This window comes from Mycolicibacterium novocastrense (genome assembly GCF_001570485.1).
GTDB classification, from domain to species: Bacteria; Actinomycetota; Actinomycetes; order Mycobacteriales; family Mycobacteriaceae; genus Mycobacterium; species Mycobacterium novocastrense.
The window spans coordinates 18,605-43,533 of record NZ_BCTA01000105.1 but is presented as its reverse complement, the minus strand read 5'-3'; the positions used below and the strand labels follow the sequence as shown (position 1 = coordinate 43,533).

Sequence of the window (24,929 nt, the reverse complement as noted above, 5' to 3'; positions counted from 1 at the left end):
GGCGTACTGCATCTCGGCGGGTCGATAGGGCCGAAAAGGTCACTCGGCCCCGCGTAGCCCGGTGTGGGCGTGGGTTGACCGGTCGGGGGCCCCGACCGATTAGGCTGGGCGCCCCTGCTGACAGGTGAGGGGGTGAGGGGCTACGGACGCGCCCGCCGCCAGGCGGGCATCCGGCGCCCGCCAGGGCGACGCGGCCGTCGCGTGCGCCGGTGCGCCATTGGCGGTGCATCGACAGTTCGGTGAATCCGCCGGGGAGTCCAGCGCCCGTCCGGTGAGCGCGCGCGGGAAGCGTGCGGGGCGCCCAGACGGGCGTGGGGTATGAACCGCGCACCGTTGGCCCAGGGCCGGGCCAGGGCGCGCCTCACTGGTTGCGACGTCGAAGTACTTCATGGCGCTTGGTCTTTCGGTTTCCTGCAGTGGGCGATGAGGGTGGGGGTGTGGGGGGAGCACACCCCCACCCGGCCGGGTGGCTTCAGGCGGCGGCCTCGCTGTGGAGTGCGGCGCGCAATCGTGTGCCGATCCATTCTCCGACTGGTGGGGAGACGGCGTTGCCGTATCCGTCGACCTGGTTGCGGGCGCTTCCCCAGACCACGAAGGTGCCTTGGTAGTCGGCGAAGTCGACGTCGAAGCCGCAGCCTCGTCCGATCTCGTGGGCGGCCATCATCCGGAAGTAGCAGTCCTCGAGCGTCAGGTCGGCGAGGACTGCGCGCCACTGGGCGGTGAGCACGGCGGTGGTGTCGCGCGAGGTGAGGGTGCCGAAGGGATCTGTTACCGGGTGTGGGGCGGTCTCGGTGCCGTGGCTGCCGTTCTGCTTGTACCAGCCCGAGAACAACACACCCTGCGTGACAGCCGATCCCACGGTGGTGCCGAGCGGATCGCTGATCGGGTGTGCGCGGTACTTGGCCTCGTCGATCGAGCCGTTGTTCTTGATGACACCGGCTGCGGTGAGGACGCCTGGGATCTGGTCAGAGGTCATGGTGGGCATCGGTTCGGCGTGTGCGGTGGGCACGGTGTTGCGGCGGAAGGGCAGGACGCCGCTGGAGACCATGCCCAGTGTCTCGGAGCCGCCTTGGGTGGGCAGGGGCTCGTTGGCACCGCGGGCGATGCCCTGGAAGTTGGCGACACCGAGCAGGACGGCTTTTTCGTGGGTGCTGGTGACGGTGTCCATCGGCTGGGTGATGTGCTTGCCGTCGCCGTTGTGGCGGTGCGCGGCGAGCGTCTGGCCAGTAACCGCGACCGGTGGCGTGAGCAGCCCGGTGGTGTTGGTCGCGGTCTGCGCCCACAACGGTTGACTGAGATCGCGACTGCGGCAGTCTGATCCTGGGTGTTCGTAGGTGTTGCCAGCGGCGGCCATGAGGGCACCGGTCGACAGGACGGCGGTTTCTTGCTGGCTTGTCTGGGTGGCCAGTGGCTGCCACGGGTGACGTTCGGATCCGTGCACGGCCTTGGCTGGCATGAGGACCGCCGGGAACTCGGCGAACCGTTGGCGGCACCGCTCGGCACGAGCCATCGTGGCCGGGGCCAACGGCTTCTTACGTTCACCGATACGGGTGCCAAGGTCGGTCAGATCGAGCGCGGCCAGCGACGGCGTCATCGGCGGAGTCACCACGGCGCGGCACCGCTCGCACCGGTAGTCGTATTGCTTGCCGTAACGCACTGAGCCGGTGGGAGGCACCCCGGTGCGCCAGGTCCACACTGCCTCGACCACACCGTCGCAGAGCGTGCACCACGCGGCCGGGCGGTGGTCGAGGTCTGGTGTGGGCAATCGTCGGTCCCACATCGCGATGTACAGGCGGTCTCGCGACTGCGGCACACCGAAGAACATGCTGTTGAGGTAGAGGACTCGGTACTTGTAGCCCAGGTTCTCGAACTGTTTGAGCCACCAGCGGTAGGTGGACCCGTCGCCGATATTGCGCTTGCCTGGGATCGCCGGTCCCCAGGACGTGAGTTCGGTGGTGCACTCGACGAGGATCAGGCGTGGGTGGTGCTGCGCGGCGTAGTGCAGCACACAGTTGGCTGTCGCGCGGTCACGCTCGGATCGGGTGACGCTGGCATCGAACTCGGGGTCGTCGAGGTCGAACAGTGACAGGCCTTGCTCGTATGCCTTTTGGGTGTTGGCCTGGGAGTGGTTGACACAACTGACGCCGGCGAGCAGGAGGTCGGCAGCGGGCAACTCCCGGGCGGAATGGTAGTTCGAGGACTCGGGGTCCACGAGGTCTGCGATCCAGTGCTCGGCGTCGGGGTGGTTGGCCTCGTGGACCTCGACCTTGTAGCGGTTGTGGTTGGCGGCCATGATCGTGGTGAAACCGGCCCGCTTGGCGCCTTGGGTGAAACCGCCGAACCCGGAAAACAGGTCGACTGCGATCAGGTCGTCGTGTGCGAACCGGCGGCGCTGGGTGGCGGGCCGGTGCTCAGCGGTCGCGCTCATCGGTTCACCGCCGCATCGGTGGCGGTGACGACCGGCGTGGCATCGTCGGATGCCTCCGGGCCGATCTCGTTTCGGGGCTCCCACTGCTGGGCGGCTGGGTCGTACTGGCCGAGGGTGATGGTGGGGTGCCCGGCGTCCGCGTCGTGGCGGATGTAGAGCGAGCCGTACAGGCGCCCGTTGATGGTCAGATAGAGGTTGCCTTCGTATGCGGCTTCGTCGAAGTCGCCGTATTCGTTTGCGGTGCCGAGGTCGACGGTGACCGGAACGCCAGCGCCGGAGTCGATTTCGACGGTGGTGGGCGGCTGTTGGCAAGGGGTGGTTGTCATCGCAGTGTGTCCTTTGGTGGCAGTGGTTATCAGCGGAGGTTGGCGAACAGATCGAGCTGGACGGCAGTAGCGGGGTGGAGGGCTTGGCGCAGCAGTGTTTGCGACCAGGTGCGCAGTTCGGCGGCGCGGCGGCGGTGCTCGGCGTCCTCGTCGTCGCTGGGGTGGTGGCGGGTGCAGGGCCCGCTGTGGGCGTTGGGGGCGGTGTGCGCGTAGGGGCAGTAGCACCATTGGTGGGTGCGCGCGCGCTCGGCGCTGTGGGCGTCGAGACACTGGCGAATCTCAGCGTGCAGGCCGGGGGGCAGGCTGCGGCCGAGGTTGCGGACCTGGGCGGCGGTGACTCTGACGCGAACGTTGTCTTGGCCGGGGCTGACGAATTTGTCGGCGACGGTCCAATAGCTGGTCATCCAGTCCGGGGCGCCGTCGGGGGCGGTGGGTCCCGAGGCTCCTCCGGCCCTGGCGAGTAGAGCCCGCATCGCGCGGTCGTCGATCATGGCCTCCAGCAGCATGGTTCCGTTGGAGCGTGCAACGAAGGCGATGAGATGGCGCTGCTCTGCGCTCAGAGGTGCGGGCATGACATTGCCTGTGCCAGCTGGCGGATCACCGCGTCCACGCGGTCGGGCCGGTGACCGGCCCAGGACTGCCCGTCGGCGATGACCACGGGCACGCTGCGGTAGCCGAGGTCTGCCAGCAGTTGTGCGGCGGCGGTGTCGGCGGAGACGTCGATGGTGTCGATGCGCACGTCGGCTTTGTCGAACTGACGGGCGGTGGCGCGGCATTGCACACATCCGGGCTTGGTGTAGAGGGTGATGGTCATCGCGGTTTCTCCGTCTTGCTCGTTGAGGTGGGTGCTTTCGGTGTCGATCACGGCTGCGACCCTCGATCGATGTCGCCTTCGGTGAAGGTGAAGGTGTTGCCCTGGCTGTCGCGCATCGCGTACCAGTAGCTGGCCTTGGACCAGGCCGTCGTCCAGTCGCTGCGCTCCCAGCGCAGGACATTCCACAGATCGCGGTCCGCGCCGCCGGGGTGAAACGCCGCTCCGGACTCGGGCCGGTAGAAGTGGTTGAGCACGGCAATGAGCGCCTCAACGGAGTCGGCTTCGGCGGCGATGGCGTCCAGGGCCGCGTGGTAGAGCGTCCAGTAGTCGCCCTCCAGTAGCCGCGCCTCACACTCGGTGCAGGTCTGATTGAGGGCTTCGGCGGCCGGAATCGGTGTCGGGAAAACGGCACTGGCCACTGCGGCGCGGTCGATGCGGCGCTCCTGGGCAACGACATCGAGGACGTGCTCGGTGTCGTCGTACTCCGCGCCTTCGGTGATCGGCAGGATCGCCGCCTGGGTACATGTCGGGCACAGCAGGCGCCCGTGGTCGTGGTAGGCCGCCACGGTGCGGGTGAGCGGTTGCGGTTCGGGCATCGGGGTTCCTCTCGCGGAGTGGATGGCTATAGCCTACCACCGAACGGGAGGGTTTAGCCACCCAGTTGGCGGGGGAAATCGTCTGTACGCCAGAAATGTTTGGGATTGTCCGGGGGAGGAATCACGGAGGGTTGCCGTGGATGTGCGTCGCGTGCGCAGGGCGTGGAATCGTCGCGTTCCCGGCCCGGATGGGGTGTCCGGGTTCACGGCCGTCGTCAGCCTGGCCACCGTTGCTCTCAATGCCTCGACTTCGGTCACCCCCTCGGGAACGGAGGGCAGCGACAATTCGCTACCACCTCGTGTTCACCTCGGCCTTGTGGTGCCTCTCGATGCGCAATCGCGCGTCGCGAGTTCGCCCGGCGCGGCCAACATGGTCGGTCGGCTGGGCCTGGGTGCAGCACCGCCCCTTCCCGTTGGCGGTGGAACGGACATGGCCTGGCCAAAACGGGCCTCGGTGTCGTGGTCGAGTACGTCGGGCGTGGGGCGTGGGTGAACCGGCGTATACGTCCCGCCGTGTGTCAGCGCGGTGATGGCGAGGTCAGGTGTAGAGGTGGTCGCGGCGGTCGGCGCAGTCTCCGCAGTAGCCGTCGAATCCTTCTCCGTCGTCGAGCGGGTTGGTGCAGCCGCGGGTGGCACAGTGATCGCAGCGGGGGCAGAGCCGGTTGTGCCCACGGAGGGGTAGGTCGCACAGGTCGCAGAACTCGGCGTCGGGCCAGGCGCGGTGGCAGGCGGCCGGCGCGTCGGGGTGGTCGAGGTCGATGAGCACGGTGGCGATGATGCGCAGTTCGTCCGGTGTCAGTGCGCGGCAGCGTGGATCGGTGCTGGTGCCCAGGTACCAGGCGGTGCGGTCGGTCCAGATCCGCACGTAGGGGCCGGCGGTGCGGTTCTGCTCGGCGGCGGTGCGGGTGGGGTGGGTGCTGATGACGTCGTCGGCGGTGTTGACGATCGCCCATCGGCGGGTGGCGAGCTTGCAGACGGACCAGTCGTGCGGCGGGTTGCTGAAGTGGTGGCGCACGCTGTCGGCGAAGCGGTCGGAGATGGCCATGGTGTGGGTTCCTTTGTGCGGTTGGGTGTTTGGGCTTGCTGCGTGTCGGCGTGGTCTCAGGTGCGGCGAATGTGCCATCCCAATGCGGTGGGCACGACCTGGCGGCGCGGGTAGGTGATGGGCAGCAGGTTGGTGTAGTGCCACTGCACGAGGACACCGCGATCGGTGACGGCCTCGACGGTGCCGGCGAGGCGGCCAACACCGGGCTGGATGGCCGAGATGGGGTCGCCAGGGCTGGGCAGCGTCGGGCCGGTGTAGGCCAGGTCGGTGGGGTCCTCGCCGGTCAGGGCGCAGCGGGCGGCGACGTCGGGGACGAAGTGGGCGACCAGCTCGTCGGCGAGGTCGATGACGGCCTGTCGACTGATGGCGGGATTGAGATCGTCGTGCCCGGCTCTGGCCTCGGCTTCGTAGAGGTCGTCGCGGGCGACGAAGTAGGCGCCGAGCAGCTCGCGCAGGGTGTCATCGGGGATGGCAGGCAGGACTGGGGCGGGGGTGGTCATGGTGGGCTCCTTCGGCGGGCTCAGTCGTTGACGGCTTCGGCGGCAGCCGCGACGTCCTCGAGGAGTCGGGCGCGCTGGTCGTCGAGGTGGTCGAGGGCTGTCTCGTCGGCGGTGAGCAAGGCGGCGGCTCGCTGTGCGCGCAGCGCAGCCAGTTGCGCCAGCGCGCGGTCGAGCGCGGGCAGAGGGTCGGTTTCACGTTTGACGTGGGTGGTAACGAGTTCGAGGTATTCGACGAGTTCGCGGCGGCTGCCGGTGAGGGATAGGCCGTCGCCGCTTTCGTTGGTGAGGTCGAGGACGAACACCGGCGCGCAGGTTCGTTCGTCGGGCCGGTGCTGTTGCTCGTGGTAGTCGCCGGCTTCGTGGATGTCGGCTTGGCGCAGGGTGTAGAGGGCGCCGCGGGCGTGTCCGTGTTCGATGTGGTTGCTCATGATTGGGTGTCTCCTTCTCGTGGTGGGTGAATGATGTTCGCGGGCATGGCAGCTCCTGTCTGGGTGCGGTCATGCCCGGATGGGATGCAGGTCCGCGAGTGCGATGAAGGCACCCTGTTGACCGGCGTGGGATTCGGCGATGATGTCGGCCATCGACAGGTCGGCGCGGAATCGGTGACCGGTCTGGGCTTCGACGTCGGCGTAGCGGCGGGCCAGCGTGGGGTTCAGGCGCGCTGAGCACACCAGGTCGGCGCGGGAGGCCAAGACGCAGAACCGGCACGACAGGCGCGACATGCCTTCGACGTAGGCCCGGTGGGGACGGGTGCCCGCGGCGCGGATCCGTTCCCAGACCTGGCTGGTGGACCAGTGATGGATGGGGTACCAGTCATCAACGCGGCGTCGCCCGTTGGAGGCCGAGGTGTTGGGGGAGTAGGCCAGTCGGCGGGCGCGGGCGCTGCTCTCCTCGGCGCGAAGGCCCATGACGTTGAGCAGGTGCACGGGGCGGCCGGTGATCTGGCCGCCCTCGCGCAGCTCGGCGACCAGCTTGGTCATCACCTTGCGGATCGGACCACGCTTGAAATCCGATGTGCACCAACGCTGGGACGCGCTGGGCCAAAGTCCGCGTCGCTGAACGTGGTCGAGAATCGTGTACAGAGATCCGTCGCGTTCGCGGCGCGCCAGTTCGAATCGCAGGCCGTAGTGGGCGGCGTGCTCGGCGGCGAGGTCGGGCACACCGTCCCACTCGGCCTCGCCCAGATCGGCGTGCACCACTACGACGCGGTCCAGGACTTCGGCCTGGCGAGCCGCGGCGACTACCACATCGAGGCTGGCCTGGGAGTCCTTTCCGGCGCTGGAGTTGACCAAGATGATGTCGTAGCAACACAAGTCGGGCGCGTCAGCGGCGGTGACGGTTGCCTGGTGGCCCTCGATGGTGGCGGTCATGGCGGGCTGTCGATCCTTCCTTAGTGGGTGGCTTTAGCCTACCATCAATGGTAGGCTAAAGCCACCCACTAAGGAAGATTTTGGAGGTACCGGTGTCCGGCACACAGGCAGCGGAGTTGCAGATTCCAGGGATCGGCGACGACGCTGGGCGTCCGTCGGTGGTGGTGTCCTACGGGCTTGGGTTGGACAGCACGTGCCTGTTGCTGCGGTGGTTGACCGAGCCGCAGACCCGCGACTTCGACCTGGCCGACATGGTGGTCGTGACCGCGATGACCGGTGACGAATTCGCATCGACTGCACAGGATGTCGAGACCTACATGTTGCCGATCTTTCGCCGCCTCGGGATTCGCTACATCCAATGTGCGCGGTCCGAGCGGACCACCACGACCAGTGGGGACGGGGTGGTGATCCTGGACGACTCGAGCTGCCCGCAGCGTCTGCACATCGACGGGGCCTACCGCCTGTCGACCGAGATGATCACTGCTGGCACGGTTCCTCAGCTCGGCGGAGCCCGCAAGTGCTCGGTTCACGCGAAGGGGTGGGCGCTGGATCCGGTGATCAGCATGGTCACCGGTGGGCAGCCCTACCGGCACGTCATCGGTTTCGAGGCCGGTGAGCAGCGACGGGCGGACAAGGACCGGCTGTACAACAATTCACGCCGCACAGGCTGGTATCCGTTGATCGAGCTGGGGATGGATCGTCAGGCGTGCGCTGCGTATGTGCGGGCCAAACTGGGGACGTCCTGGTTCAAGAGCTGCTGCACGTTCTGTGTGTATGCCATGTCGACGGCCGCGGGTCGGGAGAATATGGTGCAGCGCTACCGCCGGGAGCCGCTGGCCGGCGCGCAGGCGATGTTCATGGAGGCGGTGTCGCGTCGACTCAACGAACGCCAGACCCTCATCGCGGGAAGCAGTGTCGCCCAGATGATCTCCGAGGCCGGACTGGTCGAGGTCGAGGTGGCCTTCCAGCGGCTGATGGATGAGACCGAGTTCGCAGTGTATGAGGTGCGCCGGGTCACCCCGGCTGGTCGTGAGGGCCGTAGGGGAGTCACGGCGCGGTCGGTGCGCCGCCTGGCGTGCGGGTCACAAGCCGAGATGAATGCCCGCCTGGCCGAGCTTCCTGGCCGCCGCGATGTCGGTGCTGATCGCATCGTGCGCCACCGGCTTGCGGCGGCGGCGAACTGTGAGCACCTCTTCGTCGTCGCTCCGGCGGTGGTCGACGACAAGCAACGTCCCTCGTTCGAGACGCTGTGGGCGCAGGCCAACGGCGACTCCCTGTTCTGACTTTTTCACCCCGGCCGCCCGGCCTGGCTTCGGCCATCACTGCCTTCGACGGTATTCCTCGCGTCGAGGCACACGTTCTGCGATCGGGGCACGACCCGCAGCGCAGCGTGTGCATCGCGGCGGCGCAGCGCGGCGGGCCTCGGTGCAGACCGCCCCTCACATCACCGCCCAGCAGGGCGCGGCCCGCGAGGCAGGACTTTGGCTTGGGGCGGGGAAGAAGCCTTGAGTGGGTGTGTAGGCGGCGAGGGGCGGGGTTTGGGCCGGTCAGAGCTATCCGGTGCGCAGGATGTCGGTGACGCGCCACTGCACCGCGGCCCAGTCCTCCTTGGGGAGGGCGTCGACCTCGGGGGACCATCCGGCGTCGGCGTCGATCTGGGAGCGCAGTTCGGTGAAACAGGTGACTTGGCGGATGGTGCCCTGGTTGACCAGGGTGCCGATCTGGGCGACCACCTCGTGTGCAACGCGGTCGATCGCCAGCCAGTAGTCCACGGGCCGGCCGGTTTCGCGATGCAGGTCGATGTGGCGCATCACATGGTGGCCGACGAAGGTCTTGCCGTTGGTGTAGCGGACCCGGGCCAAGGGCTGACGGTCGGACGGGGAGACCGCGGCGTAAGGCTTGACTGCGGCGACGTACACCTCGTCGCTGGCGGGGGCCTGCTGGGACTCGGGTGGGATGTAGTCGAACGGGTTCATGGCCTCAGCGGGTCGATGCCGCGCCCCGGTGTGTGCGGCGCGTCGTGCCGGCGGGTCGGTGTGCTGCTGTGCATAGTCGATCTTTACCAGCAGCCTCTGACACATCCGCCGGTCAGACGCCGTGGGTGAGCTTTTCGATGGTGGTGTCGAGGGCGGCGGCGAGTTTGGCGAGGAACACGAGGGTGGCCGAGCCTTTGCCCCGCTCGACGTCGCGCAGGAACACCCGGTCGACACCGGCCTTGTCCGCCAGTGCGCGCTGTGACATGCCCAGCTTGTCGCGGCGGGCCACGATGTTGGCTCCCACGATGGGAAGGACGCGCTCGGCCACCGAGGTGTCGGGGCTGGACTTGGCGCCGGTCGCGGTGGCGGGCATGGGTGTGGGTTCCTTCGGGTCGATGAGGTAGACCTGTTGTGCTGATCCTACCCCTGCCTGGGTGGCTAAATCCACCCAACGAGTGTGGCAGGATGCGGGATGTGAGCGCGGACACCAGCAGCACTGCGGCATGGAGTGGGGGCTCGGGTGAGACCGGCGCCGCGGTGGTCGCTTTCGGTGGTGTTCCGTTGCGCCGCAATCGTGATGGGAGTTGGTCGGAGCCACGGTATCCGGCGGTGTGCGCTAACGGGCACGAGCTGGGTCCGTATCGCGTGACGATCGGGGTGTGCCACTGTCGGTGCGGGATTCTGCACCGCACGGCGCAGTGCAACGAGTGCGGGGCGACCTACTATCTGCCTCGGCCGGGGGACGGCTGTGAGTCCACGGCGCTCGACGGCCGCCACGGGTAGGCGGGGCCGGTCAGAGGTGCAGGCCTCCGGGTCCTGCACGACGCGCGGAGGTCTCGCGCAGCGACTGTGCCCACTGTAGGTCACGCTCACTGTGCTGTTCGGCGTCGCGCTCACGCTGGTGCACGGTGTCGAGCAGCAGCGCGATGAGTCGCCCGTACCCTTGTTGGGTGGCGTGTCCGTGGGGACCTATCGAAATAGGTGTCGAAAACCCATAGGGACGATTCATGCTAGACGCCAAGCGCTGAATCGGTGGCATCGGGGCTCTCGCGGGCTGGTGTTTGTGTTGCGGGGGCGTCTCATGAGCTGTGTGGGGTGTGTGTGACTGGTCAACGGGCAGGGGGTGTCCCCTTGGCTGTGCTCAGGCTGCTGCGGACTGTTGGTGTCGTCGGTGGATGAATGCGGCGATTGCGTTGCGGCCCAGGGCAAATCCGATCATCACGCCGTGTTGGCGGGTGGCGGTGTGGGCGGTCATGCGTCCGCCGTAGAGGGTGCGGTCGAGGGTGTTGTTGAGTGATTCGGCGTCTTCGCGCCAGCCGTAGCAGCGGTCGTAAACGCTGTTGCCGTCTTCGGTCTTTGTGTGTTGGCGAAGGTGTTCGGCGCGGTTGTAGCCCTTGTCGCGGTCTTGGGGTGTGATGTCGATTCGCTCGGTCTGAACAGTGCCGCAGGTGGTGGCGAAGTCGATGTACCACCGGTAGCTGCCCTTGCTGTTTCGTCGGGCGTAGACCTTGGCGATCGGCAGGGGTTGCAGGTGGGCTTCGCCGGTGTCGAGGATGGCGCGTTCGTGCAGGCGTCCTTCGTCGGTCCATAGCGCGTGGGTATCGCCGCAGCCGCAGTCGATGGTGGTCAGTGGAGTGGGTTTGGCTGTGCCGGCGTGCGGTGGGACCAGGACGGTCAGTCCGGCCTTCATGGCGTGGTCGATGTGGGTGCCGCGAAAGGCGCCGTCGTAGCAGATGCCATCGATGCGCAGCTGCGGTCGAGCGGTGAGTCGGTCGAGCATGGCCAAGGCGACGCCGGCTTCGCCCTTGTAGCCTTTGCCGGGAGGCACGGGCGCGGTGTCGAGGACGACGCGCAAGTTGCGAGTGTTGTCGGGGCGCGTGCTCATGATGGCGAACTTGGTGCCGTAGCGGAATTCTGGTTTGTCATCACCGTTTTGGACTTCGAGGTGAGCGTTGACAGTGGATTTGCCGTCGGCAGCTTTCTTTTCGATGGTGGATTTGCGTTCGGGCGCGGCCACGACGGTGCCGTCGCCGACGATGAACTGTCCGCGGGTGGGGTTGGTGCGTGACACGGGGGCGTCGGGGTTGAGGCAGCCGAGCTGGCGGGCGAGTGTCGCGGCCGTGTCGAGCAGACCTCGGTGCAGATCGTCGACGTGAGCGTCGAGGCGATCTTGGGCGTAGGTGTGGTGGTGACGCCGTGGCGGCTTGGGGCGAGCGGTCTTGCCGTGGGTCGCGGCGTGGCGGCAGATGATGTCCCAGTACTCGGGGTTGGCCATGATGCGGCTCGCGTGATTGGCACTGCCGAATGCGCCATGCAGAACCTTGTGGATGACCGACACCCACGCCGGGTAGTGGGCCGGGCGGCCGGGTGTGTTGGGCGGGCGGTCGGGGATCAGTTCACTGATCGAGTACAAGGCCGAGTACGACGCGACGGCCCGGACCTTGTCGATCTCCAGTGGCGTGTTTTCGTCACCAGGCGTTGGCCGGGAGTGAACAGTGCGCTGGTTGATGCGTCCGGCACCATGCGCGCGCTCGGCGCTGGGACGCCGAGGTGAGGAGCGCTGCTCGGACGGCATAGCCGGTTAGATGTCCTCGGTCCACCGGTAGCCGATAAGTGCGGCAGTGCCGTCAAGGGAGCTCGAACCGGTGAGCTGAGCCGCGGCCTCAATGCGGCCGGTGTGTTCGAAGACCTGTCGCGCAGCGTGAGCGGTCAACGACGAAGGCTTGACCCCGGCAGACCCGGTCAGCCCCGCGCGGGTCAGGACATCACGGACCGTCACGCAGACCCGCGCTTGGCGTTGGGCATCCGACCCGTCTGAGCCGGTGCAGATGATGGCGTCGGCACACGCACCCAGTTCGGTGCGGTGGGCGATGCGTTGGTAGATCACCCGGCGAGCCCACGTGTCCAAGGGCACGCTGCGGGCGCGGTGTTTGGTGGAGCCATGCGCCCACGCGGTGTGGGCGGTGGCGTCGATGTCGCCGATGCGGATGTAGCCGAGTTCGCTGGTGTGGGCGCCGGCCAACAAGAGTGCCGTAGTGGCGCCGTGACGGGTCGGGGTGGCGTGCTCGGAGAACAACCGCACCAACGCGGCTTCGTCGTCATGCAGCGGCCGAACCGCGGACGCTTCACGATCCGGCACCGTGATATCGATGGTCGGATCATCCAGCGTCAGACCAAGCCGCCGAGCTGTGCGAAAGAAGGCTCGCAGCGCCGCACGCCGGTTATGCATGGTCGCCACGGCTGCCGGTCCGACGACACCGTGGCGCGTTCGGCCCTTGGCAGCAACGAATTTGGTGACAAGGTCCACATCCGCGCCGTCCAGAGTGGTCACAGCGTGGGCATCGGCGAACCGAGAGAACCGGCGGGCCAGCAGAGCGAACTTATCCAGAGTCTGCTCGGACATGGTCCCGTCGACGGCCCATGCGGCGACCACGGTGTCCACGGCGACCGCCAAGCTTCCCTCAGCCATGGCGGGCCCCCACGGCAACGGCAGCATCAACTGCCCGCTCATGGTTGGCATCCCCGATCAGAAGCTGGCTTGTGATGGCGGCACCCTCCCACGTGGTGCGTATATGCACCAAACTCGTGGAGGTGACACTCGGCACAGATGCCGACATGGCGCAGTGGCGCTATCGTCGGCTCATGTCGCGCGGTCACGGCGATCAGCCGCCGGTTGCCTACTTGGAGGCCGGAGTGTGGCCTGACGGACATCTCATTGCCGATGCGCCGCCGTCGGCGTCGGCGGCGCTGCATCTGGCCCGCGAACTGCATCTGGCGATGGTCGAGACTGGCACCGGCCAGCGGGCGTTGGCCGCGGCCACCGGGGTTGCCCACACCACCATCGGCCGCATCCTGGCCGGCACAGTTCTGTGCGACATCGGGACACTGGCCAAGCTGGAACACGCCCTCGGGCGACCACTGTGGCCACAGTCTCCAGCAGGGACGTAACACCCAGTTCGACTCACTGACACTTGCCACGTGTGTCACGATACAAAAAGTGGAAGCGTTTACGCGTGAGGCTGAGCCGTGTGTTGCGCTTGACTCGTGTGACGCGCGGCAGAACAATAAGGAAACACGCAGACGCGCAACTCTGGCGCAGATGTAAGGCAGGTGTGGTGGTGTCCAAGACCAGCAAATCGTTGAGGGACCTGATCGAAATCGCGGTCACACGGCACAACGGCGCCTCCGGGCGGCGTTTGGCCGACATCGCACAGCAGGCGGGTCACGATATTTCCCATGCGACCCTGAACCGTCTGCGGCAAGGCGCTTACGCATCTCAGCCGACCGATGCGTCGATCCGTGCTATCGCTTATCTGGCCGAGGTGCCTGAAACGGTGGCGTTCGCCGCGGTGGGAGTGCGGCCTCCCATGAGCGTGCAGTACCAGTTGCCCGTCGAAGCGCAGCGGATGGATACCCGTCAGCGGCGGGCCCTCGATGAATTGCTGCGCGCGTTTGTCGTTCCGCAGGCTCCGGCTGCGATGCCGGGGTTCGGTGCACTGCTCTCGGCGCGGGATCAGTTGGAGGCGGCGATCGCCGGTGACGGTGCAGTCGACGACTCAGTCGTTGTGGCCGCCCGCGCGGTGATCGCCGCAATTGATCAAGCCACCCTGTCGATGTTCGCTGCAGGAGATGATGATGCGGAGGATCCGTCCGGTGACCGAGGCTGGCCCCCAGCTGATGGGACAGCGTCGGAGGTGAGTGTCGTCGGCTGAGCTTCACAGCCCCTGGGGGATGGGGCGTTCGCTAGTTGGGGGTAGAAGTGTTGCCGGAGTTGGGACCTGATGGGATGTTGCCGCCTGGGCGTTACCGGGTGACTCAAGATGAGATACGCACCCGATTCGTTGACGGCCGTGGCCAGGGTCGCGCCGCACTGTGGCGGGACTGGGAGGTGACAACCAAAATGCTGGGACGCCATGTCTGCGTCAACGCCGCCTGGTTGTACGGGTCGTTCCTGTCCGACGTCAAGGACCCCGCGGTGGTGCAGTGTGTCTACTGGGCCGAAGACCACGAGCTTGGCAAGGCGCGTCTGGATCCTGTGGTGGCGAAAGTGTTGCGCGCCTATGCGTTACCCGGCCAGCTCCAGCGTGTTGTCGGTGTCAAGGTGGACACTGCTTTAGTGGCATGGCACTGCCAACCAGATATGCATGACCGCGATGAGTACTTCGCGCAATACACGACGCGGCGCGGAGAATTCGACGACGTGCTCCAACGTGTCCCCTCCGGTCCGCGCGGGGCGTCGCTGGGGCGTGAGGACGCCGTGCCGCGGCGCGGCTATGTGGAGGTGGTCATCGATGGCTATTTCTGACGACGAACTCGACAAAATGCAAGCAGCGCTCGTGGCCGCGATGAGCGAACCGGACATCGATGAGCGAGTGCCTGACTGGAACACTGCTGATGACCTGGCCCGCATCGGGTTTGAGGCGCTGATCGACGCGGACCCCTTGGGGCGAACCCTCGCTTCTCACGGAAACATTCGTATCACCGGCGATGGTGTCACCGACTGCTCGGCCAAAGTCAACGAGGTGGCCCGCGTCATGACCGGCTTCCAACGCCTGGCTACCGCGGTCGGCGCGGCACAAACCGGGGACAAGGCCCTGGGGAAGAGGGCTAATGCCGATGTGAGGCGCCGCACCGATCTGTTGCTCACCGCGGCGCCCGCTCCCGGGTCGATCGTCTTGACGGTCACTCCAGCCCTCACACCCATTGATGAGTATCCAGATGCTCCAGGCATGCTTAGTGAATTCGAATCCGACGAGCAGATGCTCGACACGGCTGTCGGAGCGGCTATCGAGGTGTTCGCAGCCGGCAACGACATCGGGCCAGCACCCGAGGAATCGGCCTTCGTCCACCAGCTTGGTGACATGGGTCCTCGCACCGCTTCAGCAGTGCGTGATCTGGCGAAAACGTTGGAGCGCGCCGCATTCGACATCGACATCGACTGGAAGCAACCGGCACGGACGACGCGAAGAGTCACGGTCACCGCCCAGACGGCCGGGCACATGGCCTTCGTGGTCGAACACGCCAATCTCGCCGAACAGCCCGTGCTTATCGTCGGCGAATACCTCACTGTCTCAGCCGTGAGTGCATGGGTGATCCAGCAAGACGATGGTGATGCCATCACTGTCAAGCTCGGCCGCATCGACCCCAGCCAGACGCGAGGCTTGGCTGTTGGCGAACGCATTCGCGTGGAAGCGGTCATGAAAACCGAAACCACCCCGGGCGGCAACATCAAAACCACCTATACCGCTGTGTCTTTCGACAGAATTGATCCACAGAATTAGCGCCAGGGGTGGGAATCGCACACGAGCGAGGCGACACAACAGTCGTTCCGCCGGCGTCACGGTGCTCCTGCGACACGTCGAGTTTGGGCGACCACGTGACGCGTCCCCTCACAGACACGCTGAATCGCTCGACCACCTCTGCTGGCCACAGGGCTGTGGCTGTGTCAAGCCGAGTTGGCCCCGGTTGGGCGGGTTGAAGTGGCCCCATGACCCCTCCCGGCGAGTCCGGAGGCTGCATTCGTTGAATCACCCTGCCTTTGGTGGGGTGCGTTTGTGATCGTAGTGGAGCTTCTCGACGGCCTCGGGGGTGAAGTCGTCGAGGTACTCGTGCGGGCGCTCGGTGTTGAACCACATCACCCATTCGGCGGTGGCCAGTTCGACCTGGTTGACGTCCCGCCACGGGCCCTGGCGGCGGATGACCTCGTTCTTGAACGATCCGACGGTGGTCTCGGCCAACGCGTTGTCCAGGGCATCGCCGACCGAGCCGACCGAGGGATCCACACCTTCATCGATGAGGCGTTGGGTGAAGGCCACCGAGGTGTACTGGCTGCCCGCGTCCGAATGTGCGATCAGCCCGCGCAGGCTGGTGCCGTCCTGGGTGCGGGTGAAGAACGCGTGTTCGACGGCGTCGAGGACCAGGTCGGTGGTCATTGACCGGGCCGCCCGCCAGCCCACGATCCGGCGACTGTAGGCGTCGATGACGAACGCCACGTAGACGAACCCCATCCACGTGGCCACATACGTGAAATCGGCTACCCACAACCGATTTGGCGCCGAAGCATAGAACCGGCGGTCCACCAGATCCGGATACCGGACATGGCTGTCGTCGGCGACGGTGGTCTTGTGTTTGGACCCGTACCGTGCGCCCTCCCAACCGTTGTCGCGCATGAGCCGCTCCACGGTGCAGCGGGCGACGTCGTGGCCCTGGCCGCGTAGCCAGATCCACACCTTGCGTGATCCCAACGTCTGGACGAACCGACCCTTCTTCTTGTCTTCCCTTGCTGCGGTGATGATCTCGACCAACTCGGCGTCACGCAGCTCCCGCCGCGTCGGTGTCTTGGCGATCCACTCGTAGTAGGTCGACGGGCTGATCGGCACGCCATGCTCAGACAGCACGGCACACATGGGCTCGACACCCCAGCGCAACCCGGCCCCGCCGTCGGGGCCGGCCACCTGCTGGTCCTTGTGTTCGGCGATGAACCGGATCACCGTCTCCCGGGCCGGTCGAGCTCGGCCCCGAAGAAAATCGCCGCTGCTTTCAAGATCTCATTGGTTATCTGAGGGCCTGAGCAGACTGTCCACGATGTAGACGACACGCTGGCTGAGGTGTCGGGAAATGCGTGGTGGACTGGTTATCTTCGGTGTCTATGACGTGTCCTGGGCTGCGGGTGCAGCCGGTGGTGATGCCGTTTGGTGATCGTCAGTCGTGGACGCTGCTCGATCGCGATTTTGTGGTGGTCGAGCCGGCCGAGGCGTTCTTGTCGCATCTGCATGCCGTGGAGCGCTCACCGAACACGGTCAAGGCGTATGCGCATGACCTGCGGGACTGGTTTGAGTTCCTCGACCAGCGTGGCCTGGTGTGGTCGCAGGTGCGGCTGGAGGACGTGGGCCGGTTCGTGGCGTGGCTGCGGCTGCCGGGCGGCGCACGGCTGGGTAACGTCGCGGCGCTGCCGACGGCGGACAGTGTCTGCACGGAGGCGACGGTGAACCGGAAGCTGTCGGCGATCTCGGCGTTCTACGAGTTTCATCAACGTCACGGGGTGGACTTGGGTGATCTGTTGACGACCTGGCAGCGGCGCGGAACACGTGGTGGATCGTGGCGTCCGCTGTTGGCGCACTTGGGAGCTCGACCGGAACGCAGCCGTCGGATCCGGCTACGAGCCGATCGGCGCATCCCTGAAACGTTGGATGCCGAGCAGATCGCGACGATCGTAGCGGCCTGTGATCGGCTGCGTGACCAGTTCCTGTTCTCTGTGCTGGCTGCGTCGGGGTTGCGGATTGGTGAGGCGCTGGGGTTGCGGCACAGCGATATCGACGCCGCCGCCCGGTTGGTGTCAGTGGTCCCGCGGCGCAACGCCAACGGTGCGCGGGCCAAGGGGGTGGGTGGTCGGCGGGTGCCGGTGGGGGCCGGGGTGATCCGGCTCTACGCCGATTATCTGCACACCGAGTACGGCGACCTGGACAGTGACTACGTGTTCGTCAACCTGTGGTCGGGACCGACCGGGCATCCGCTGACGTGTGCCAGTGTCTATGACCTGGTATGCCGGATTCGGGAACGGACCGCAATCTCGTTCGGGCCACATACTTTTCGGCACTCGTATGACGCTCGCCGTGCGTTGGTGGCCGCGGGGTGGCTGACGGATCAGGACGAGCTGCGGTGAGCGTCGGGGCGCTGGCCGGCGCACCCGGGTCGACGCTGGTCGAGCGCCTGGATACGGTGGTGCGTCCGGAGTTCCGGGCCGCGGTGTTGGTGCCCGCAGTGGGTGATCCCATCCTCGGGTCGCCTGCGTGTGCGGTGCCCGGGTGTGTGCACTCCAGCCGATACGGCGGGCTGTGTTTGGCGCACCTGGCCCGCTGGAAACAGGCCGGTCGCCCGGACCGGCGGGAGTGGGCGCAGACCGCGGATCCCGCGGTGATGGGTCATCGACCGCTTCAACCTTGTCTGGCGGCTGAGTGTGGGTTCGGTCAGCACCGATATCAGTTGTGCTACAAGCATTCCCAACTTTGGGACAAGTGCGGTCGGCCACCACTGGATCAGTGGCGCCCGGTGCTTGCCGAGGCACCGACGCCGGTGTGTGCGCTACCGGGGTGTGTGTTGTGGGCGGAACTGGATGGGGGCTGGTGCCGGTCGCACCACGTTCGGTGGCGGCTGCGGGGCCGCCCGCCGACCGCCGAGTTCATCGCGTACTGCGCCAGCTACGGCGAGGACCGTTTCGACTTGCGGGCGCTACCGCCGGCGCTGCGGCTGGAGATCGGCTACGGACTGCAATGCCGGGTCGATGCCAAGCGGACCCGCACCACGCCGCGTTCCATCAAGCCGCTGCTGGATCATCTGGCCGCCAGCGGCGCCGAGTCGCTGTTGGAGCGTCCGCTGACTGAATGGCTGGCCGGGCTGCCCGCAGGAGCCGCCCTGCACAGCCCCCGTGCGTTTCTGAGCTACGCGATCGACTGCCTGCTCGACCTGCGTGACGGGACAGGCTGGGACAGCGAATACCAACGTAACGTGTGGCTGTTGCGCCGCCTCGGAATCGCCGGCCACGACGGCGCCTGTCTGGATTTCACTGCGGTGCAACCAGTCTGGTTGCGGGATTTGGCCAAGCGGTGGTGCCGCTGGCGCATGTCGTGTGGGATCGGGCTGGGCCAGCTGCGCAAGGACCGTATCGCCATTGTGCGCTTCTCGCGGTTCACGCCCGGGTTGGCGAACTCGGCCGGCCCGGGCACGCTGGACCGGGCAGCGCTGGAGGCCTACCTGGCCCGGCTGGCCGTCGAGATTGCGCACCCCAAGACCCGTAGCACCGACATCGGCGCGGTGACCGGCTTCCTGCACGCCGTGCGCCAGCACCGGTGGGCGTCGCTGCCCGCGGACGTGCAGCTCTATCCCAGCGACCAGCCCCGCCGCGACCAGACACCCGCACCGCGGGCGATTCCCGAGTTCGTCATGCATCAACTCGAAAGCCCGGCCAACCTCGATCGGATCAGCGACCCGCGGATCCGGCTGCTCGTGGAGATCCTCATCCGCACCGGACTGCGCATCGGGGATGCCACCCGGTTGGCGTTGGACTGTTTGATCCGCGACCCGCAGGGCGCAGTCTATCTGCGCTACCGCAACCACAAGATGCGCCGCGAAGCGGTCGTGCCCATCGATGACGAGCTGGCCACCCTGATCCAGGCGCAGCAGACGCGCACCCGGACACGGTTCCCCACCACCGCCGTGCTGTTGCCGCGCGGTAGCGCCAACCCCGACGGCCGCCTGCCCATCCCGACTGCGACGTTCCACCTCCAGCTCGGCCAGTGGCTGCAAACATGTGGCTTCACAGACGAACTCGGCCAGCCAGTCCATGTCACCGCCCACCAGTTCCGGCATACCGCGGCGACTCGGTGGATCAACCATGACGTGCCACAAGAAGTGGTTCGGCGGCTGCTCGATCACACCAGCCACACCATGACTGCGGTGTATGCCCGGCTGGCCGACAGCACCGTCCGCGCCCAGTGGGAACGCGCCCAGAAGATCAACATCCGCGGTGAGCCCGTCGACATCACGATCGATGGGCCGCTCGCCGATGGTGAGTGGATGAAGCAGAACCTGGCCCGCGCGACCATGACGCTGCCCAACGGCTATTGCGGGCTGCCGCTGCAGAAATCGTGCCCACACGCCAACGCGTGTTTGACCTGCCCACTGTTTGTCACGACCGCCGAATTCCTGCCGCAGCACCGCCGCCAACTCGAGGACACCCGCGCATTGATCGCCCGCGCCGAATCCGACGGCCACACCCGCCTGGCCGAAATGAACCGCACCGTCGAAACCAACCTGCTCACCATCATCTCCACCCTCAATACCGAGCACCCCGACTGCCGATGCGCCGCGGCAGACGGCCAAACATGCTGTGGGAAGGACTCATCCGATGCGCCCTGACAATAGCCACCACCTCATCGCCGCGGCCCAACGCCGCCGGGACGAGACCCTTGAACGCGCCCGCCGAGCCCTCCAAGACCTCGGTGACACCGGCCAACAGCGCACCGTCACCCAGATCGCCGCCCACGCCGGCGTCTCCCGCTCCTGGCTGTATGCCCAACCCGAACTCCGTGACCAACTCCGCCAACTCAGTGCCGCACCCCATCCGAGCGAACCCGCAGCCCCCCAAGTCGAACGCAGCTCCGAAGCCTCACTGCGCCAACGCCTCAGCCTGGCCCACGAACGCATCCGGGAACTCGACAACGACAACCGTCACCTACGCGACCAGATCGCGCACCTGCACGGACAACTGCGCGCCAACCGCATCGCCGCGACCCCCGTCACAGACACCGTCCACGACGCAAAAATAAAGGTCAAGCCACCAAAAGTTCCGTCCGGCCCAAGATAACGTTGGCCCGACGCAGCTCGGCGATCTCTTTGCGCAGCGCCTTGTTCTCCTCGGCCATCTGTGTCGTCACCCCGGGACGCTGCCCGGTGTCGACCTCCGAGCGTCGAATCCAGGTCCGCAGAGTCTCGGGTGTGCCGATCCCCAACATGCCGGCGACCGCGGTGATCGCCGCCCACTGCGACGGGTATTGCGGACGCACCTCGGCGACCATGCGCACCGCACGCTCACGCAACTCGTCGGGATACTTGCTCGGACGTCCCATGACTCAGATCCTCCCAAGATCGGGAGCCTCCGGACTCGCCGGGAGGTGTCACCAGGCCTGTAGTGCAGTTGTCAGTCGCTCTGGACGGAGGTCGGTTGAAGATCCTTGGTGAAGCGGCGGCAGACGTGAATCCGAGTGATCTGTCGCCGTAGCTGGAGTTCACTGGTAATTCCGGCGTGCGGGAAGGCCGACATCAGATGTAGTTCTGGGTGTGTGCGCTGCGCGGTTTGAATTGACACAGCAAGATTGCGACGATTGTGGTTGGCGGGCTGCTGATTATCGTCGAAGCTATGACTACCTGGTTAGCTGATAGCTTTTTCACTGGATCCGGACAAGGAATCCACCAAATCATCGAGTTGGTCGCAGCTTTCGGACTGACCGCTCTGATCGGACTGGAACGCGAAATTCGCGGTAAGAGTGCCGGTTTACGTACCCAAACGATCGTGGGTACCTCCGCAGCCCTGATCCTATTGGTCAGCAAGTACGGGTTCGCCGACGTGATCACCGCTGGTGCGGTGATCCTCGACCCTTCCCGAGTCGCCGCCCAAATCGTCTCCGGAATCGGATTCCTCGGCGCTGGCATCATCATCACCCGCCGCGGCGCGGTCATCGGACTCACCACTGCAGCAGCCATATGGGAATCTGCCGCCATCGGTATGGCCGCCGCCGCTGGGCTGCTGCTGTTAGCGATCGTGGTGACAGTCCTGCACCTCACCATCGTCATCGGGATCGCACCGTTGGTACGCAAGATCACCACCCGGATGCCGGGATCAGCTCAGCTACACGTCATTTACCAAGATGGCCGCGGAATCCTTCGCACGCTTCTGGAGGTCTGCGATCACCAGGGCTGGCACCTAACCTCGCTGGCCACCGACACCGCAGCAAACCCCGGCCCGCCCCTGCAGACAGCGGGCGACGTCGGAATCACGATGACCTTGTCAGGATCGCGGGTCTTCGACGCCAGCCGCCTCTTGGCCAGTATCGACGGCGTCTCACGAGTAGATCAACTCCACGACGACACCAACTAACACCCGCTTGGTTTGGCCTCTTGGATGATGGCGCAGTGACTTATTCGGTGGACTATCTTCGACCCGATTGGGATCGATCGGCTCTGGTGTTGATCGATGTGCAGAACGACTTCGTAGAGGGTGCAGGCGCAGTCGAGGGGACTGCCGAGTTGGTTCCTGTGATGGCGCGGGTAGCCCAGGCTTTCCGGGAACGAAACCGACCGGTTGTGCATGCGGTGCGCTGTTATGAGCCTGGCAGTAGCGATGTCGACCTGATCCGGCGAGCGTCGATCGAAGCTGGACAACGGTTAGTTGCCCCGGGCACGGTAGGCGCCGATATCGTCGCAGGCCTTCTGGGACGGCCAGTGCCGTTGGATTGGCCTGCACTGCGCGCATCGCAGGCTCAGCAGATTGGTCCCCGAGAGTACGTCATCTTCAAGCCGCGTTGGTCGGTGTTTCACCGCACCGTGGCTGAGGATGTTCTTCGCCAGTACGACGTGAATACCGTTGTCGTTGCTGGCTGCAATTTGCCAGATTGTCCGCGCGCGACGTTGTTCGATGCTTCCGAACGCGACTATCGGACCGCGCTCGTGGCCGACGCGACGTCCCAAGTCACCGATGACCGTCTGGCTGATCTGGGCTTGATCGGTGTGCAGATCGTGACCAGTGATCGGCTGTTTGTTGCGATCACATAGCAGCTCGTGTGTGGGCAAGGCGGTAGGAGTGGGTGCCGGTCTCGATGATGGTGCCCCCGAACGTCAGCCGGTCGACGATGGCGGCGCACAAGCGCGGGTCGGTGAAGGTCTTGGTCCATCCAGAGAAGGCTTCATTGCTGGCGATGGCGATGGCGTTCTTCTCCTCGCGCTCTGTCAACACCTGAAACAGCAGCTCGGCACCGCGTTTGTCGAGCTCCATGTAGCCCAGTTCGTCGAGCAGCAGCAGGTCGACACGGCCGTAGCGGTTGATGGTTTTGGTGAGCTGCTTGTCGTCAGCGACCTCGACGAGCTCATTGACCAGCCGGGTGGCCAGGGTGTAGCGGACCCGGAAGCCACGCTCGGCCGCGGCAGTTCCGAGTGCGATGAGCAGATGGGACTTGCCAGTCCCAGAATCGCCGATCAGGCATAGCGGTTGGCCTTTGGCGATCCAGTCGCCGGTGGCCAATTGGTGGATGGTGGCCGGGTTGATGTTGAGGTTGGCGTCGAAGTCGAAGTCGCCCAACCACTTCTGCCGTGGGAACCCGGCAGCTCTGACACGGCGCACGGTGGAGCGCCCGGTCGCGGTCGTCGCATTCGGCCAGCAACAACTCGGCCAGAAATCCTTGGTACGAGAGTTGCTCGCGGTTGGCCGCAGCCAGGCCCTCTTCGAGGACGCCGCGGATGGTGGGTAGGCGCAGGCGTCGGCAGGCCTGGTCGATCGCGGCCAGCGCCGCGGGCTCGGTCAGACCGCGTTGCCGGCGCAAGGTGGTGGTGACGGTCGTGGTGCTTCGGCTCATGACACGTGGCTCTCTTCACTGATCGTTGGGGCGGTAGCTGGTGCGGTCGCTTCGGCGGAGGGGTTGCGTCGTCGGGCCAGCAGCTCGTCGTAGGCACCCACGTTGGGTAGCGGTCGGGTATCGGGCGGCAGGCCGGCGATGACCGCGGCCGGATCGGTCAACCGGCGCTGGGGCAGACTGACAACGCGATGCTCGGGCGTGGCACTGTGAGCAGCAAGGTGACCGTGTGAACTGGCCCCACCGGTGCCCGCATGCCGACGAGCTTCAAGCGTGACTACATCGGCGCTGACCGCCCCGACCTTCAACGCCGCCGCGATGCCGGCGGTCACATCGCTGGCGGTCATGCTGCCGTGCAGCAGCAGCACGTCGATGAGTTCGCGGGTGCCCGCGGCATCGCCGTTGACCCGCCGAGCGGCAGCCCAGAACGCCTCATGCGCCGAGGTAAACGTCCCCGTGGCCCGTGCGGCGGCCAACGCCGTAGATCCGGGCAACGCGCCGGGCTTGATCTTGAGTACCTCCAAGTAGTGATCCAGCTGCACACAGCTTCCGGTGCGGGCGGCGATGCGCGGATGGGTCGCGATCGGGGTGCGTCCGTCAAACACCACCACCTGGTTCGCTCTGAGAGAAACCCGGACCTTGCGGCCGATGAAACGCCGGCACCGAGTACTTGACCATCCGCACCGTGATCAACGACGAGCGATCCACCCGCGAAATCCTCACCGACGGTGCGAGTCCGGTCAGCGATACGGCGACCATCGTCCTCGGCTTCCCAGCCGCGGATGCGGTCATTGAGCTCGGCGAGTGAGTCCACTTCGGGCATCGGAGTCAGCCGGTTGCGCCGGAACCGGCCCACTTCCCCCTCCACACCGCCCTTTTCGTGCGCGCCAGCGATACCGGGCTGGCAATAGAACGCGTCGAACCCGAAGTGCGATCGGAACAGAACCCAACGTTGATTTTCGGTGCGACGCCGATCAGTCGTTCCATGCAGCACCGCGGCGACCGCACTGGTCAAGTTGTCGTAGCGGATATGGCGGGTTGGGATACCGCCGACCGCAGTGAACGCCTCGATGTGGCCCTCCAGGAACGCTTCTTGGCCCTGGGTGGGATACACCCGGTGGATGGCCTTGCCGGAGTGCGCCAACCAGAACACAAACATGTGGCACTTGGTCTTCACCCCGGCCAGCATCACCCACACCTCACCGAAGTCGACCTCAGCCTCCGCACCCGGCGGGTGCTCCTGAGGCACGAACACCTCGACACGTCGACCGGCCTCGACATCGATCTGGGCGCGGCGCACCCGCACGTAATCGCGCACCGTCGAATACGACAACTCCGTGGCGCCGTACTCCTCGATCAACCGGTGCAGGATCCGCCGCGCGGTATGACGCTGCTTGCGCGGTGCGGTCGTATCGGCGACCAACATCGCATCGATCGCCAACTTGAACGGATCCAACTTTGGTGACGACCGGGCCGGGGTCTTCCGTGGCGGCGGCACCGCACTGGCCAACGCTTGGCGCACCGTGCGGCGATGCACCCGGTACTTGACCGCCAACTCCCGGATGGATAACCCCTCCACACGGGAATCCCGGCGAATCGCTGCGAACTGCTCCACCCGACCCTCCACCCCTGGCCCCTTTCCATCGCAACTGCGTTCGATGGATCAACACTGGGCTGGGGCCAGATCAAACCGTCACAACCACACCGGCGAGTCCGCAGCTGGGGCCACCGCAAACCGTCCTACCGGGGCCAAA

At 66.1% G+C, this 24,929-nt stretch carries 23 protein-coding genes and 4 pseudogenes; 10 read left to right on the top strand and 17 right to left on the bottom strand.

Annotated features, from left to right (window positions below; translation table 11 throughout):
• Positions 1-472 precede the first annotated feature (472 nt).
• From RMCN_RS30445 to RMCN_RS30405, 9 genes are all read right to left on the bottom strand, one after another.
• A complete protein-coding gene (locus RMCN_RS30445; protein ID WP_067396948.1) occupies positions 473-2,428 on the bottom strand; it encodes a DNA cytosine methyltransferase in 1,956 nt (651 codons plus the stop codon).
• On the bottom strand, positions 2,425-2,754 hold the full coding sequence (locus RMCN_RS30440; RefSeq protein WP_005148586.1) for a hypothetical protein: 330 nt from the start codon (positions 2,752-2,754) through the stop codon (positions 2,425-2,427). The genes RMCN_RS30445 and RMCN_RS30440 overlap by 4 nt, the downstream gene beginning before the upstream one ends.
• A gap of 29 nt (positions 2,755-2,783) precedes the next feature.
• Complete coding sequence (locus RMCN_RS30435) at positions 2,784-3,326, bottom strand: hypothetical protein (protein WP_067396946.1); 543 nt, start codon at positions 3,324-3,326, stop codon at positions 2,784-2,786.
• Positions 3,311-3,619, bottom strand: coding sequence for a glutaredoxin family protein (locus RMCN_RS30430; protein WP_005148588.1), 309 nt, complete (start codon positions 3,617-3,619; stop codon positions 3,311-3,313). The genes RMCN_RS30435 and RMCN_RS30430 overlap by 16 nt, the downstream gene beginning before the upstream one ends.
• Complete coding sequence (locus RMCN_RS30425; RefSeq protein WP_067396945.1) at positions 3,616-4,164, bottom strand: hypothetical protein; 549 nt, start codon at positions 4,162-4,164, stop codon at positions 3,616-3,618. Before RMCN_RS30425 ends, RMCN_RS30430 begins: the two co-directional genes overlap by 4 nt.
• Positions 4,165-4,702: 538 nt before the next feature.
• Positions 4,703-5,209, bottom strand: a complete 507-nt coding sequence (locus RMCN_RS30420) for a hypothetical protein (RefSeq protein ID WP_067396943.1) — start codon at positions 5,207-5,209, stop codon at positions 4,703-4,705.
• 56 nt (positions 5,210-5,265) lie between these two features.
• Positions 5,266-5,709 (bottom strand): hypothetical protein, encoded by a 444-nt coding sequence (locus RMCN_RS30415; RefSeq protein WP_006246295.1) that lies wholly within the window; start codon positions 5,707-5,709, stop codon positions 5,266-5,268.
• 20 nt (positions 5,710-5,729) lie between these two features.
• A complete protein-coding gene (locus tag RMCN_RS30410; protein WP_006246294.1) occupies positions 5,730-6,137 on the bottom strand; it encodes a hypothetical protein in 408 nt (135 codons plus the stop codon).
• A gap of 69 nt (positions 6,138-6,206) precedes the next feature.
• Complete coding sequence (locus tag RMCN_RS30405; RefSeq protein ID WP_006246293.1) at positions 6,207-7,079, bottom strand: phosphoadenosine phosphosulfate reductase domain-containing protein; 873 nt, start codon at positions 7,077-7,079, stop codon at positions 6,207-6,209.
• 92 nt (positions 7,080-7,171) lie between these two features.
• Between RMCN_RS30405 and RMCN_RS30400 the strand changes: the two genes are divergently transcribed.
• Positions 7,172-8,362, top strand: coding sequence for a hypothetical protein (locus RMCN_RS30400; protein WP_084377908.1), 1,191 nt, complete (start codon positions 7,172-7,174; stop codon positions 8,360-8,362).
• Positions 8,363-8,632: 270 nt separating this feature from the next.
• Here RMCN_RS30400 and RMCN_RS30395 read toward each other — a convergent pair whose 3' ends face one another.
• The 4 genes from RMCN_RS30395 to RMCN_RS30365 all read right to left on the bottom strand — a co-directional run bounded on the left by RMCN_RS30395 (position 8,633) and on the right by RMCN_RS30365 (position 12,566).
• Positions 8,633-9,055, bottom strand: coding sequence for a hypothetical protein (locus RMCN_RS30395; protein ID WP_067396988.1), 423 nt, complete (start codon positions 9,053-9,055; stop codon positions 8,633-8,635).
• Between the two features lie 112 nt (positions 9,056-9,167).
• Complete coding sequence (locus tag RMCN_RS30390; RefSeq protein ID WP_234787853.1) at positions 9,168-9,503, bottom strand: helix-turn-helix domain-containing protein; 336 nt, start codon at positions 9,501-9,503, stop codon at positions 9,168-9,170.
• A gap of 693 nt (positions 9,504-10,196) precedes the next feature.
• Positions 10,197-11,630, bottom strand: coding sequence for a hypothetical protein (locus RMCN_RS31290; RefSeq protein ID WP_201029019.1), 1,434 nt, complete (start codon positions 11,628-11,630; stop codon positions 10,197-10,199).
• A 6-nt stretch (positions 11,631-11,636) separates the two neighbouring features.
• Positions 11,637-12,566, bottom strand: a complete 930-nt coding sequence (locus tag RMCN_RS30365) for a tyrosine-type recombinase/integrase (protein WP_234787852.1) — start codon at positions 12,564-12,566, stop codon at positions 11,637-11,639.
• A gap of 80 nt (positions 12,567-12,646) precedes the next feature.
• Between RMCN_RS30365 and RMCN_RS31780 the strand changes: the two genes are divergently transcribed.
• The 4 genes from RMCN_RS31780 (at position 12,647) to RMCN_RS30345 (ending at position 15,336) form a co-directional block, all read left to right on the top strand.
• Positions 12,647-13,003, top strand: a complete 357-nt coding sequence (locus RMCN_RS31780) for a helix-turn-helix domain-containing protein (protein ID WP_234787851.1) — start codon at positions 12,647-12,649, stop codon at positions 13,001-13,003.
• Positions 13,004-13,068: 65 nt separating this feature from the next.
• The gene (locus RMCN_RS30355) at positions 13,069-13,767 is read left to right on the top strand and encodes a hypothetical protein (RefSeq protein WP_234787850.1); all 699 of its coding nucleotides are present in this window, start codon (positions 13,069-13,071) and stop codon (positions 13,765-13,767) included.
• Between the two features lie 47 nt (positions 13,768-13,814).
• Positions 13,815-14,360: a DUF6932 family protein gene (locus tag RMCN_RS30350; protein WP_067396937.1), complete on the top strand. Its 546-nt coding sequence runs from the start codon at positions 13,815-13,817 to the stop codon at positions 14,358-14,360.
• The gene (locus RMCN_RS30345) at positions 14,347-15,336 is read left to right on the top strand and encodes a hypothetical protein (RefSeq protein WP_165604505.1); all 990 of its coding nucleotides are present in this window, start codon (positions 14,347-14,349) and stop codon (positions 15,334-15,336) included. The genes RMCN_RS30350 and RMCN_RS30345 overlap by 14 nt, the downstream gene beginning before the upstream one ends.
• A 246-nt stretch (positions 15,337-15,582) precedes the next feature.
• Here RMCN_RS30345 and RMCN_RS30340 read toward each other — a convergent pair.
• Positions 15,583-16,607 (bottom strand): annotated as a pseudogene (locus RMCN_RS30340) (IS3 family transposase); the annotation flags it as partial.
• 96 nt (positions 16,608-16,703) lie between these two features.
• On the opposite strand from RMCN_RS30340, the gene RMCN_RS30335 reads away from it, so the two are divergent.
• From RMCN_RS30335 to RMCN_RS30325, 3 genes are read left to right on the top strand one after another with little or no spacing between them, the layout of a single operon-like run.
• On the top strand, positions 16,704-17,717 hold the full coding sequence (locus RMCN_RS30335) for a site-specific integrase (protein ID WP_084377902.1): 1,014 nt from the start codon (positions 16,704-16,706) through the stop codon (positions 17,715-17,717).
• Positions 17,714-19,969, top strand: a complete 2,256-nt coding sequence (locus RMCN_RS30330) for a tyrosine-type recombinase/integrase (RefSeq protein ID WP_067396934.1) — start codon at positions 17,714-17,716, stop codon at positions 19,967-19,969. Before RMCN_RS30335 ends, RMCN_RS30330 begins: the two co-directional genes overlap by 4 nt.
• Complete coding sequence (locus tag RMCN_RS30325) at positions 19,959-20,417, top strand: DUF6262 family protein (RefSeq protein WP_067396932.1); 459 nt, start codon at positions 19,959-19,961, stop codon at positions 20,415-20,417. Before RMCN_RS30330 ends, RMCN_RS30325 begins: the two co-directional genes overlap by 11 nt.
• Here RMCN_RS30325 and RMCN_RS30320 read toward each other — a convergent pair.
• A pseudogene (locus RMCN_RS30320) lies at positions 20,410-20,679 on the bottom strand (transposase); the annotation flags it as partial. The gene RMCN_RS30325 and the pseudogene RMCN_RS30320 sit on opposite strands and share 8 nt — an antisense overlap.
• Before the next feature lie 290 nt (positions 20,680-20,969).
• Here RMCN_RS30320 and RMCN_RS30315 point away from each other — a divergent pair.
• Positions 20,970-21,707, top strand: coding sequence for an MgtC/SapB family protein (locus RMCN_RS30315; protein ID WP_067396929.1), 738 nt, complete (start codon positions 20,970-20,972; stop codon positions 21,705-21,707).
• Positions 21,708-21,742: 35 nt separating this feature from the next.
• A complete protein-coding gene (locus RMCN_RS30310) occupies positions 21,743-22,381 on the top strand; it encodes a cysteine hydrolase family protein (protein ID WP_234787848.1) in 639 nt (212 codons plus the stop codon).
• On the opposite strand, the pseudogene istB reads toward RMCN_RS30310, so the two are convergent.
• Positions 22,374-23,178, bottom strand: a pseudogene (istB, locus tag RMCN_RS30305) (IS21-like element helper ATPase IstB). The gene RMCN_RS30310 and the pseudogene istB sit on opposite strands and share 8 nt — an antisense overlap.
• Positions 23,175-24,802 (bottom strand): annotated as a pseudogene (istA, locus tag RMCN_RS30300) (IS21 family transposase). The pseudogenes istB and istA overlap by 4 nt, the downstream one beginning before the upstream one ends.
• Between the last annotated feature and the right edge of the window lie 127 nt (positions 24,803-24,929).

What these genes read in the sequence shown, in the direction of transcription:
- RMCN_RS30405 (WP_006246293.1), bottom strand. Translation starts at nt 7,079, where the DNA reads ATGACCGCCACCATCGAGGGCCACCAGGCAACCGTCACCGCCGCTGAC.
- RMCN_RS30425 (WP_067396945.1), bottom strand. Translation starts at nt 4,164, where the DNA reads ATGCCCGAACCGCAACCGCTCACCCGCACCGTGGCGGCCTACCACGAC.
- RMCN_RS30415 (WP_006246295.1), bottom strand. Translation starts at nt 5,709, where the DNA reads ATGACCACCCCCGCCCCAGTCCTGCCTGCCATCCCCGATGACACCCTG.
- RMCN_RS30420 (WP_067396943.1), bottom strand. Translation starts at nt 5,209, where the DNA reads ATGGCCATCTCCGACCGCTTCGCCGACAGCGTGCGCCACCACTTCAGC.
- RMCN_RS30365 (WP_234787852.1), bottom strand. Translation starts at nt 12,566, where the DNA reads ATGAGCGGGCAGTTGATGCTGCCGTTGCCGTGGGGGCCCGCCATGGCT.
- RMCN_RS30325 (WP_067396932.1), top strand. Translation starts at nt 19,959, where the DNA reads ATGCGCCCTGACAATAGCCACCACCTCATCGCCGCGGCCCAACGCCGC.
- RMCN_RS30440 (WP_005148586.1), bottom strand. Translation starts at nt 2,754, where the DNA reads ATGACAACCACCCCTTGCCAACAGCCGCCCACCACCGTCGAAATCGAC.
- RMCN_RS30345 (WP_165604505.1), top strand. Translation starts at nt 14,347, where the DNA reads ATGGCTATTTCTGACGACGAACTCGACAAAATGCAAGCAGCGCTCGTG.
- RMCN_RS30445 (WP_067396948.1), bottom strand. Translation starts at nt 2,428, where the DNA reads ATGAGCGCGACCGCTGAGCACCGGCCCGCCACCCAGCGCCGCCGGTTC.
- RMCN_RS31290 (WP_201029019.1), bottom strand. Translation starts at nt 11,630, where the DNA reads ATGCCGTCCGAGCAGCGCTCCTCACCTCGGCGTCCCAGCGCCGAGCGC.
- RMCN_RS30335 (WP_084377902.1), top strand. Translation starts at nt 16,704, where the DNA reads ATGACGTGTCCTGGGCTGCGGGTGCAGCCGGTGGTGATGCCGTTTGGT.
- RMCN_RS30435 (WP_067396946.1), bottom strand. Translation starts at nt 3,326, where the DNA reads ATGCCCGCACCTCTGAGCGCAGAGCAGCGCCATCTCATCGCCTTCGTT.
- RMCN_RS30410 (WP_006246294.1), bottom strand. Translation starts at nt 6,137, where the DNA reads ATGAGCAACCACATCGAACACGGACACGCCCGCGGCGCCCTCTACACC.
- RMCN_RS30315 (WP_067396929.1), top strand. Translation starts at nt 20,970, where the DNA reads ATGACTACCTGGTTAGCTGATAGCTTTTTCACTGGATCCGGACAAGGA.
- RMCN_RS30395 (WP_067396988.1), bottom strand. Translation starts at nt 9,055, where the DNA reads ATGAACCCGTTCGACTACATCCCACCCGAGTCCCAGCAGGCCCCCGCC.